7 protein-coding genes and 2 pseudogenes are annotated in these 11,182 nt (G+C 60.6%); 6 read left to right on the top strand and 3 right to left on the bottom strand.

The window, feature by feature from the left end:
• The 6 genes and pseudogenes from AC1DS5_RS10630 to AC1DS5_RS10605 all read left to right on the top strand — a co-directional run.
• Nucleotides 1-270 (top strand): annotated as a pseudogene (locus tag AC1DS5_RS10630) (chemotaxis protein); the annotation flags it as partial.
• A gap of 14 nt (nt 271-284) precedes the next feature.
• Nucleotides 285-2,591: a hybrid sensor histidine kinase/response regulator gene (locus tag AC1DS5_RS10625; protein ID WP_477718210.1), complete on the top strand. Its 2,307-nt coding sequence runs from the start codon at nt 285-287 to the stop codon at nt 2,589-2,591.
• 15 nt (nt 2,592-2,606) lie between these two features.
• Complete coding sequence (cheB, locus tag AC1DS5_RS10620) at nt 2,607-3,698, top strand: chemotaxis-specific protein-glutamate methyltransferase CheB (protein WP_477718209.1); 1,092 nt, start codon at nt 2,607-2,609, stop codon at nt 3,696-3,698.
• Between the two features lie 4 nt (nt 3,699-3,702).
• Nucleotides 3,703-6,849 (top strand): response regulator, encoded by a 3,147-nt coding sequence (locus tag AC1DS5_RS10615; RefSeq protein ID WP_477718208.1) that lies wholly within the window; start codon nt 3,703-3,705, stop codon nt 6,847-6,849.
• Between the two features lie 54 nt (nt 6,850-6,903).
• The gene (locus AC1DS5_RS10610) at nt 6,904-8,124 is read left to right on the top strand and encodes an EAL domain-containing response regulator (RefSeq protein WP_477718207.1); all 1,221 of its coding nucleotides are present in this window, start codon (nt 6,904-6,906) and stop codon (nt 8,122-8,124) included.
• Between the two features lie 211 nt (nt 8,125-8,335).
• Complete coding sequence (locus AC1DS5_RS10605; RefSeq protein ID WP_477718206.1) at nt 8,336-8,773, top strand: YciI family protein; 438 nt, start codon at nt 8,336-8,338, stop codon at nt 8,771-8,773.
• Nucleotides 8,774-8,882: 109 nt separating this feature from the next.
• On the opposite strand, the pseudogene AC1DS5_RS10600 reads toward AC1DS5_RS10605, so the two are convergent.
• The 3 genes and pseudogenes from AC1DS5_RS10600 to AC1DS5_RS10590 form a co-directional block, all read right to left on the bottom strand.
• Nucleotides 8,883-9,086: pseudogene (locus AC1DS5_RS10600) on the bottom strand (hypothetical protein); the annotation flags it as partial.
• Between the two features lie 53 nt (nt 9,087-9,139).
• Nucleotides 9,140-9,403: a hypothetical protein gene (locus AC1DS5_RS10595; protein ID WP_477718205.1), complete on the bottom strand. Its 264-nt coding sequence runs from the start codon at nt 9,401-9,403 to the stop codon at nt 9,140-9,142.
• A 789-nt stretch (nt 9,404-10,192) separates the two neighbouring features.
• Nucleotides 10,193-11,107 (bottom strand): LysR substrate-binding domain-containing protein, encoded by a 915-nt coding sequence (locus AC1DS5_RS10590; RefSeq protein WP_477718204.1) that lies wholly within the window; start codon nt 11,105-11,107, stop codon nt 10,193-10,195.
• Nucleotides 11,108-11,182: the final 75 nt, after the last annotated feature.

Raw genomic sequence — 11,182 nt, 5'->3', positions numbered from 1 at the left:
GAGGCGGGGAGCCGGCAGAGTGAAATGGCGGGCGAATCGATCCAGGCGCTGGCGGGCAACGTGACGGAGGCGGCGCAGGCGGCCACGCAGATTGCGGCGTCGAGCCAGCAGCAGCTGGTGGGCGTTGACCAGGTGGCGGGCGCGATGGAGAGCATCAAGCAGGCGAGCACGCAGAACGTGGCGAGCGCCAGGCAGCTGGAGGTTGCGGCGCGCAACCTGGACGAACTCGGCCAGCGGCTCAAGCAGATGGCTGAGCGCTACAAGGTGTAATCAACAACATCGTCATGAGCACCAAAGAAGACAAATTTATCCGACAACTCCGCGCGACCTTCAAGGTCGAAGCCGAAGAGCATTTGCAGACGATCTCGACCGGTTTTCTGGAGCTGGAAAGAACGCCTTCTGCGCAGGCCCACGGCCAGATCGTGGAGACGGTATTCCGCGCCGCGCACAGTCTGAAGGGGGCGGCACGGGCGGTGGATTTCACCGAGATCGAGTTGCTGTGCCAGTCGATGGAAGACGTGTTTTCCAGCTGGAAGCGGCAGGAAAGCTTGCCGTCGCCCGATGCGCTCGACGCGCTGCATCGCGCACTCGATGCCATCGCCTCTGCGCTGGCCGCGCCCATAAGTTCCGGCGGCGCCGGTGACCAGTCTGCCTTGTCGTCGTTGCGCCAGTTGGGAACGGCTTCTTCTTTGAGCCCTCGGGAGTCCGCTGCTGCCGGGCGGCCGCCCAACGGCGACGACGCAGCGACGGCGCCGCCCGTCATCGAAGTTGTGAAACCTGCTGTGCCTTTGCCTGCACCCGTCGCGACGGAAATGGGCCACCAGGAAACCGTGCGCGTCGCTGTCTCGAAACTGGAGGCGCGACTACTGGAGGCCGAGGAAATGCTGATGGCCAAACTGACTGTCGGCCAGCGGGTGACTGATTTGCGCGAACTGTCTGGCCGCTTTGAAGCCTGGCGCAATGCCTGGGGCGCGGTTGAGCCGGAAGTGCGGCAGCTGCGTCTGCTATCCGATCAGCCAGGCTCCCCGACACATTCCTCTGCGGAGCTGGCCCGGGTGCTGGATTTCTTTGATTGGAGCATGGACTACATCAAAACCGTGGAAGACGAGGCCGTGGCACTGGAGCGAACGGCGCAGCACGACCGCTATGCCATTGGCAAACTGGTGGATGACCTGCTGGAGGACTCGAAGCAACTGCTCATGTTGCCGTTTGCCACCATTTCCACATCATTTCCGAAACTGGTGCGCGACCTGTGCCGCGATCAAGGCAAGGAAGCCGACCTCACGGTCCATGGCGAGGAGATTGCGATCGACAAGCGCATCCTGGAGGAGATCAAGGACCCGCTTGTCCACCTGCTGCGTAACAGCGTTGATCACGGTATCGAGACGCCCCATTCACGCATGCGCCTGGGCAAGCCTTCCCGTGCCGCGATCACGCTCACCGTATCCCAGGTAAGTGACAGCAAGGTGGAAATTTCCATGTCCGACGACGGCGCAGGCGTCGACACAGCAAAGGTCAAGGAGTCGGCCATCAAGCAGGGGATTGTCTCGGCGGACGAGGCGCGCCAGTTGAACGACGCGCAGGCGCAGGCGCTGATTTTCCAGGCCGAGGTGTCCACCAGCGCGATGATTACCCGACTGTCCGGTCGTGGATTGGGCCTGGCGATCGTGCGCGAGAAGGCTCAAAAACTGGGAGGAACTGTCACGGTCGAGAGTCAACCGCACCGGGGAACCTGTTTCCGCATCGTGCTGCCATCGATGCTCGCGACGTTTCGGGGAGTTCTGATCGAAGTGCAGGAGCAATTGTTTGTTGTGCCCACCTCCCACGTTGAACGTGTGGCACGCGTGAAGGCCGACAATATTCTGGCGGTGGAGGGGCGCGAAACCATCGCACTGGACGGGCGCGCCATTGCCCTGGTGCGGCTGGCTGAGGTGCTTGAGTTGCCGTCCATGCCGCACAACGGCGAACTGCCCGCCAGCACGCCGGTCGTTGTCCTCGGCGCGGCCGATCAGCGTATCGCGTTTGCGGTCGACGCTGTGCTGGACGAACAGGAAGTACTGGTCAAGCGCCTGGGGAAACCGCTGTTGCGCGTGCGCAATATCGCCGGTGCCACAGTGCTTGGCTCCGGTCAGGTGGCACCCATTCTCAATGTGACCGACCTCCTCAAATCTGCCCGGAGAGCGGGCAGGGTGCCGCTGCGCGTTGCGGCTGGAGCGAAACCGGTAGAGGCCCGGATGGTACTCGTCGCCGAGGATTCCATCACCTCCCGAATGCTCATCAAGAGCATCCTGGAATCCGCCGGCTACGACGTCAAAACAGCCGTGGACGGAATGGATGCATTCACCCTGTTGCGCGCCGAAAAGTTCGACCTGCTTGTTTCCGATGTGGAAATGCCGCGGCTCAACGGCTTTGACCTGACGGCGAGGATACGCGCCGACAACAGACTGGCAGAACTACCAGTAGTGCTGGTGACGGCGCTGGAAACGCGGGAGGACCGCGAGCGCGGCATCGACGCTGGCGCCAATGCGTATATTGTCAAGAGCAGCTTCGACCAGAGCAACCTGATCGAGGCAGTACGGCGGCTGATTTAACCGAGTGAGTCTTTCATGACTGATGGCAAGATCAACGTACTGGTGGCGGAAGACCTGGCGGTCACACGCATGCTGCTCGTGCACCTGCTCGAATCGGATCCGCAGATCCGGGTTGTCGGCGCCGTCGGTGACGGCCAGGCGGTGATCGATTTCATCAATCACAACAAGCCCGATGTCGTGCTCATGGGCATTGACATGCCGCGGCTCGACGGTTTCGAGACAACGCGCCGCATCATGGAGACGCATGCGGTGCCTATCGTCATCTGCAGTGCCCACAGCAACGTCACCGACATCGCCGTGACGTTCCGCGCCATGGAAGCGGGAGCCATCGCCTGCATTGAAAAACCCTTTGCTGCCGAGCATGGCGATTTTGAGGCGACGGCCGCTCATCTGCTCGAAACGGTCAAGCTGATGTCCGAGGTGAAGGTCGTGCGCCGCACAGCCCACAGGCGGACGGCTCCATTGCCGGTCCATCCTGCCCCGGGCGCGCAGCGGCAGCGTACTCCAGCGCAGATCAAACTCATCGGCATCGGCGCCTCCACCGGTGGACCACCGGTGCTGCAAACCATCCTCTCAGGATTGCCAAAGGACTTTCCCGCGCCGGTGCTCGTTGTACAGCACATTGCACACGGATTTCTGGCCGGAATGGCCGAGTGGTTGAACCAGACCACCAGCTTGCAGATTCACATCGCTTCCTACGGAACAAGTCCGTTGCCAGGTCATGTCTACCTGGCGCCGGACGATTTCCACATGGGCATCGGCATCGGCGGCAACATCATCCTGACCCGGGAGGCGCCGGAGAATCATCTGCGGCCGGCCGTGTCTTTCTTGTTCCGCTCGCTGGCCGAAGTGTACGGCCCGAACGCGCTGGGCGTATTGCTGACGGGCATGGGCAAGGACGGCGCCGAGGAATTGAATGCAATGAAGGCCAAAGGGGCCGTCACCATCGCTCAAAATCAGGAAAGCTCGGTGGTGCACGGCATGCCGGGTGCCGCCATTGCCCTGGGCGCCGCCACACAGGTATTACCGGCAGACAAGATCGCCGATGCGCTGATTGCGCTGGTCAGGCAAGGCAATGGTCATGACCGTCAGATAGGGAGGAGCTGAGCTCATGAATGCAAGTACGCCATCGTCCGATCCACCTGTGAAAATCCTGATAGCGGAAGACAGCCCGACCCAGGCCCAACGGCTGCAGCATATTCTTGAACAGCAGGGGTACGAAGTAGGCGTTGCCCGCAATGGCCGAATCGCGCTGGAAATGATGCCCCAGTTCCGGCCCGCACTGATCATCAGCGACGTGAAAATGCCGGAAATGGACGGCTACGAACTTTCCCGCCGAATCAAGGCGCAGCCCGATCTTCGCAACACACCGGTCATTCTCGTCACCACCATGTCCGATCCGGAGGACGTGATCCGTGGACTGGAGTGCGGGGCTGATAACTTCGTCCTCAAGCCCTATGACGAGCGCTATATGCTGGCTCGCGTACGTTATGTTCTCGTCAATCGGGAAATACACCGGAAGCAGGATTTGGGCAAAGGGGTGGAAATTTACTTCAATAACCATAGGCATTTCATCACCGCCGATCGTTCGCAGATCCTCAACCTCCTGCTGTCCACCTATGACGCCGCCGTCCAGCGCAACAAGGACCTCACCCAAAGCCAGGAATCACTGGGGCAGCGTTCGGCCGAGGTGGCGGCGGCGAACAGATTTCTCGATTCGGTGATCGAAACCATCCCCGACATGCTTTTTGTAAAAGATGCGACCGACCTGCGCTTTGTCAGATTCAACCGCGCCGGCGAAGAGCTGCTGGGTTATTCCCGGGATGATCTGGTTGGCAAAAATGACTATGACTTTTTCCCCGAGGAAGAGGCCGACGCCTTCACGTCCAGAGACCATGAGGTGCTGACGCGCGGCGTGGTGGTGGACATCCCCGAGGAGCCGATCCACACGCGCAAAAAAGGCGACCGGATCCTGCACACCAAGAAAATCCCCATCCTCGACAGCAAGGGCCGGCCGCTCTACCTGTTGGGTATCTCCAGAGATGTCACCGAACAAAAGAAGCTGGAAGACGCGCTGCATAAGCGCAACGAAGAGCTCAGTAAAAGCCAGGAAGACCTGCAGCGGAGTAATTCCGAGTTGCACCAGTTGAGGCTCGCGCTGGAAGCGCGCGTGAACCAGAGAACCCAGCAGCTGACTGCGGTCGTCGAGGCGCTGCGCGAGAGCGAGGCGCGTACCCGGCTCACGATTGACACGGCACTGGATGCCGTGGTGGCCATGGATTCCCATGGACTGGTCAGAGAGTGGAATGCCCAGGCGGAAACCATTTTTGGCTGGAAGCGCGAAGAGGCCATCGACCAGCCGCTGGCCGAACTTGTCATTCCGCTGAAACATCGTGAAGCGCATGTGCGCGGGTTGAAGCATTTCCTGGCCACCAGCGAGGGACCGATATTAAGCCGGCGCTTCGAAATCACAGCCTTGCACCGGGACGGCCACGAGTTTCCGGTCGAACTGTCCATTACCCCGATGCTGCTTCAGGGGGCGTGGACGTTCAGCGCATTTTTGCGTGACATCACCGAGCGCAAGCAGATAGAGGAACGCACCCTGAACCTGAACAAGGAACTGGAGCAGCGCGTGGTGCAAAGGACGACCGAGCTCGTTGCAGCCCGGGAGGCAGCCGATACCGCCAACCGCGCCAAGAGCACTTTTCTGGCCACCATGAGCCACGAGATCAGGACGCCGATGAACGGCATGTTCGGCATGCTCGAACTCCTGGGCCTGACCCGGCTCGATGCCGAACAACGCGCCACGCTCGCGATCGTGCGTGAATCGAGCCAGTCGCTGCTGCGCATCATTGACGACATTCTCGACTTTTCCAAGATTGAAGCAGGAAAACTGAAGGTCCATCCCGAGGTCGCCTCGATCAAGGACGCTATCGAGCATGTGAGGAACATGTACGCCGGTAACGCCAGCAGCCGAGGCTTGCTGCTCAAGCACAGCACCGATCCGCACATCAGCCCCGCGCTGATGTTTGACCCATTGCGGCTGTGCCAGATACTCAACAATTTTGTCAGCAACGCGCTCAAATTTACCCCCAAGGGCTCGGTCGAGATCAAGGCAGAGCTCATAGCACGAACCAACGGAGAAGAGCAGGTGCGGTTTGTGGTTGCAGACACGGGCATGGGCGTCTCCTCTGAGGATCAACAGCGGCTGTTCCAGCCGTTCACCCAGGGGGAGGGCGATGCGGCGCGGCGTGCCGGAGGCACCGGACTGGGGCTCACGATCTGCCGGCGGCTCGCTGACATGATGGGCGGCACGGTCGAGATGGTCAGCGAGCTGGGCAAAGGCACGACCATGATCCTCACCTTGTCACTGCCGATCGCCGATCCGAAGGACCTGGCAAAAAACAACCGTGCGCAACTGCAGGATTCAGCCCGAGCCGCCGACGCAGCGCGTCGCAACGCGCCAACCGTTGTGCAGGCCGAGACGGAGGGAACGCTGGTACTGCTGGTGGATGACCACCCGATCAACCGCATGCTCCTGATGCGGCAGGTGCATGCGCTGGGCTATGCCGCGGAGAGCGCCGAGAACGGTGCCGAAGCATTGACCAAATGGCAGTCGGGCCGGTTCGGGATTGTCATCACCGACTGCAACATGCCGGAGATGAATGGCTATGAACTTACGCGCGGCATTCGCCGGCTTGAGTCCACCGGAGGCAAACATACCCCGGTTATCGCGTGTACGGCCAACGCCCTGAGTGGCGAGGCCGATATCTGCTTTTCCGCCGGCATGGACGACTACCTTGTGAAGCCGGTCCAGTTGTGCCAGCTAGGGGAAAAGCTCGATCAATGGCTACCCATTCCGGAGGTCACTGTCACGCCGGGGGCGCCACCCAGGACATCCGGCAAACACCTGGCGGCACCGGTAGCGACCGCCCCGGTCGACCGGTCTGTCATTGCCGAATTTTCGGGCGGCGATGCGTCCACCGAGCGCCACATCTTCACAGAGTTTCGGTCCGCCAACGACGAGGATGCGGCCATGCTCAAGCGGGCCGTGGCTACCAGTGACAGTTCGCAGATCACCCGGTCTACCCACCGCATGCTGGGTGCCAGCAGGATGATAGGCGCGCTCGACTTTGCCAGGGTTTGCGAACGCATCGAGCACGCGAGCCGCACCAGTGACTGGGCGGCGGTCGAGGCCCACATGGGCACCTTCCAGCACGAATTGCAACGCCTGAACACCTATTTGGACGCCCTTTGAAGGCTCGGTACCCGGCTAGAAACCAGGAAAGGCCGCAGACGAAAGGATAACGAAATGTCGATCACCAACTTACATTTTCTGGTTGCCGAAGACCATGATTTCCAGCGCAGCACGCTGGTGAGGATGCTTGGCGGCCTGGGTGCGAGGAGTGTCCATGAAGCGGCGGACGGCCATGTTGCCTTGACGATCATTCGCGACCCCAGCCGTCCCATCGATATCGTCATCTGCGATCTTGATATGCCGGGCATGGACGGCATGGAATTCATCCGCCGCCTGGGCGAGTGCGAGTCCCCGGTGTCGGTCATCATCGCCAGTGCGCTGGAGCGCAACCTGATCGCCTCGGTCGAGACCATGACCGAGGCCTACGGTATCGAGTTGCTGGGCGTCGTGGAAAAGCCGCTCAACCCCGGAAAGCTGGGGCTGTTGATCGAACGCCACAGGGCAGTGCAGGCCCGGCGGGCCCCGCCGACGATTGCCCCGTCGTTCACGCTGGAAGAGATCGTGGCAGGATTGAAGAACAATGAATTCGAACCTTTCCTTCAACCCAAGGTAGAACTGGCCACCGGGAAAATCAAGGGGACGGAAGCACTCGCACGCTGGCGCCATCCTGATCGGGGCGTCGTCGCTCCCCACGCGTTCATCGGCCTGCTCGAAGAGAAGGGGATGATCGATACGCTCATGGAAGTCATGCTGAGAAAATCAGCGGCATTGTGCAGGACCTGGCTCAATGCCGGGCTGCAGGCCACCGTGTCAGTGAACCTGTCGCCCCAATCGCTGGGCGACGTGCACCTTGCCGACCGCGTGACTCAGCTTGTGCTCGACCAGGGGCTGGAGCCACGCCATATGGTCCTCGAGGTAACCGAGTCCGTGGCCACAACCAATGTTGGCAGGGCACTCGAGAACCTCGCGCGCCTGCGCATGAAGGGCTTCGGCTTGTCGATTGACGATTACGGCACCGGCTACGCCTCAATGCAGCAGCTCACGCGCATCGCCTTCACCGAGCTCAAGATCGATCAATCCTTTGTGACAAACGCAACCAAACAGGCATCGGCCAGGGTGGTCCTTGAATCGAGCCTCGACATCGCGAAGAAGCTCAACATCACAGCGGTAGCCGAAGGGGTTGAAACGCAGGCAGACTGGAACTTGCTGCGCCAGCTCGGCTGCGCCCTCGCACAGGGTTATTTCATCGCAAGACCAATGGAGGCAGGGGCCTACCTCGATTGGGCTCGGGGTTGGAAACCACCGGACCTGCAAGGTACTGTTTCTCCCAGCTAGCTGGTCAACGTTACTTCGCCGGAAATGGTCAAACTTACTGCCGTTAGCCATGTGCCCCGTCATTGGCAAACCGCATTGCCATCGCAAGCGCAGGGAACCAAGTCAGATCAGTGAATTCGGAAAACCTGAAAAAAGACCGCTGGCCGTGTCGATCTGACGAGTCGCCATTCGTCGTGGTAGTAGAGGCACCAATCCACAAGGAGAAACTACGATGCGATTCATCATCACGGCACAAGCAGGCACGGACGAACCGAAAGCGGGCATGGAAGCGAGTTTCGACGAGAAACTCTTTATCGCTTACATGGCGTTCAACGAGGAGATGCACAAGGCCGGAGTCCTGGTTGCGTCCGAGGGCCTGAACCCTGCGGCACGGGGTGCCCGCGTCGCGGTTTCCAAAGGCAAGCGTTATGTCGTCGATGGCCCTTTCGCCGAGTCGAAGGAGCTGGTCGGCGGTTTCTACATCATCGACGTGAAGTCGCTCGACGAAGCCATCCAGTGGGCACTCCGGGCGCCCTCCGGACTTGGTACCGACGACGTGCTGGAAATTCGCCAGTTGACGGGGGCAGGTGACATCCCGCCCGAGATCCTTAAGATCATCAACTCCGCCGCGCCCACCTGGAGCGCGTCGGTGTGGCAGGCGCGAGAATAGATTGCTCAGATTGGTACAACGGGAGCGACTGGCGGCTTCGATGCTTTGCCAATCTGCAGGTAATAGGGGGACCGCATGCACCAACGAGCGGTAACTGTTTCGTCCTTCATCAGATGGTGGAATCGGTTCCTTTTTCGCCCCCTGCAGCATTCAAGTCCTTGCCGGCCTGAAACATGCGCGTGAAGTCGCAACATTGCTGGGCCAGCATGATGATTGACGAAAGGAGCGTGCTTCGATGCTCTCCTTTGTACATGGCGACATAGCTTACTTGGGGCAGGGCGGGAGTTACGTCAATGACGGCCAACGAGCCTTCTTCCACCATCTGGCTGACGGCCAGCCGTTGCGACTGCGCAAATCACTGACCGGCTAACCTAGAAAGTCTTTGAAGTCGCGGTCCCATACCTCAGGGCTGACGATTCTGTTCAGCGCCAGGAGGAGCAAAAACGAGATGAGCAGCGGCACAAAAAACAGCACCGTCAGGGTTCCGACCAGTCCCCAGCGCGGGAAATAGAACCTGCGATAGTGCCGCGCCACGTTGCTGGTGTGCACCAGAAAATTGCGGCCGATGGCCGGATAGTCATAGCTGAAAATGGAGCGCATGGCGGCCTGAGTTGTGTCTTTGTGTGACATTTTGTCATACCGGGATTAGATGCCTCGATAGCCCATCGCGGGCGCGTTCGCGGCCCCAAAATCTCCGATAGCCTCCAGGCCCGCAATCCGCGTCCTGAGCATGGCGTTTTCACACTCCAGGCTTTTCCGGTGCTGTAGCTCGACCATGTAGCCGTTGTGGGCCGTGGTTTCCAGCAGGCTAACCCCCAGCGAGACTCATAAAACAGCGCCAGCAGCGCGGCCCGTGGTGCCTCGTTGGCGGCATCCAGCGTTTCAGGGTTTTGGTCAGCAGGTCATCAAGCAGAACGGACAGCGGCGGGGTGTGGGTGGCGCGAAACATTTGCCACAACTTTACAAAGCTCTACAAATGAAGTGAGCCTGGGGTCAAGCGTGGATAATACCGATGCGCCATACGATTTAACATAATATACATCGTGGAACATTAAAATAAACCCCCAAAGGTAATCCTTCGAACATTTCTTAAGTAACCAGCGGGCGCTGTGGATCTACGAGCACCGCGGTTACTGCCTTGTCGGCAAGCGCAGGAACTACTACCCGGCGGGTTAACCCCCAGTGCGAGCATGCCTGGTCATGAGTCTGAAGCTATGAGCCTCGGCCTGGATGCGCGCCAGCGCGGAATGCTGGAGGAAATGGGCCTGCGGGTCTGGTGACCCGAAGCCGCAGCTTTGCCGAGTGCCTAGCCAGTCCCGCCGTCAGCCCCTTTACTCTCCTGATTTGATAGCAGCTAACAACCAACTGGTCAGGCCACTGCCCCAGAACCTTTGGGGCATCGGCCGGCCATGCCACCGATCAGCCGCCCGTTCGCCTAGTGGCATCCAGCAGGCTGCTTCGAAATGCCAGCTTGCGCACAATGGCTGAAAACGCCCGGGTCTCCGGCGCCCGGCGAGCCTCGGTCGACCACAGCATGCCCGGTGTGCGCACCGGGGTGGGGCTTTCCAGTCGGACGATCTGCAGACCCGAATTGGCGGGCACCGCACTGGCGGTCGCGATGCACGCCAGAGCCGTCCTGGCCACCACGCCCATCATGGGCGCCAGGGTGTTCATCTCGGCCATCACCTGCGGCTCGGCACCGCAGGCCTGAAAGCATTCGTCAAGCATGTTGCGGGTGGCGAAGGTCGATGGCAGCAGCACCATGGGCAGGTGGTGCAGCTCCACCATGCGCACCCGTTTGCGGCGCGCCAGAGGGTGGTTGCGCGCCACGATCAGCACCATCTCCTCGTTGAAGAGCGGCTCGAACTGCAGCTTGTCCTGATCGGGTGGCCGGTAGGCAATCCCCAGGTCCAGCGAGCCCTGCCGCAGCCGGACACCGATCTGCTCGGCCGATAACTCCTCGACCACCACCTTGACCTGCGGGTGGCGCTGCAGGAAGGTGGCGATGCAATCGGGGATGAAGCCCAGGTTGAAGGTGTGGGTGGAGCCTATGCGCAACTCGCCCGCTGTCTCCGACGAGTTCTGCCTGAGCGCGCCCAGCCCCTGGTCGATCTCGCCCATCGCGCGCGTGGCGTAGTGCAGGAACTCGTCACCGGCCTCGGTCAGCAGTACGCGCTTGCCGACGCGGTCGAACAGCGCCACGCCCACCTCTTCTTCCAGCTGACGGATCTGGTGCGACAAGGTGGATTGCGTCACGTGCACGCGCTCGGCGGCGCGGGTGAAGTTCAGCGAACCGGCCAGGGCAATGAAGTAGCGCAGGTGTCGCAGTTCCACCGTGTGTCTCCTTGAATGATCGATGAGGTCGATGATAACGATGAAAAATGATCATTTCCAAATCTTGTTCGGGCC

The organism is Polaromonas sp. P4_H1, assembly GCF_056400945.1.
The sequence above is the reverse complement of the archived record's forward strand: the minus strand, read 5'-3'. Positions and strand labels throughout refer to the sequence as shown.

Bases quoted from the DNA above. Each gene is read 5' to 3' on its own strand.
- AC1DS5_RS10595 (WP_477718205.1), bottom strand. From the start codon at position 9,403: ATGTCACACAAAGACACAACTCAGGCCGCCATGCGCTCCATTTTCAGC.
- AC1DS5_RS10615 (WP_477718208.1), top strand. From the start codon at position 3,703: ATGAATGCAAGTACGCCATCGTCCGATCCACCTGTGAAAATCCTGATA.
- AC1DS5_RS10625 (WP_477718210.1), top strand. From the start codon at position 285: ATGAGCACCAAAGAAGACAAATTTATCCGACAACTCCGCGCGACCTTC.
- AC1DS5_RS10605 (WP_477718206.1), top strand. From the start codon at position 8,336: ATGCGATTCATCATCACGGCACAAGCAGGCACGGACGAACCGAAAGCG.
- AC1DS5_RS10610 (WP_477718207.1), top strand. From the start codon at position 6,904: ATGTCGATCACCAACTTACATTTTCTGGTTGCCGAAGACCATGATTTC.
- cheB (WP_477718209.1), top strand. From the start codon at position 2,607: ATGACTGATGGCAAGATCAACGTACTGGTGGCGGAAGACCTGGCGGTC.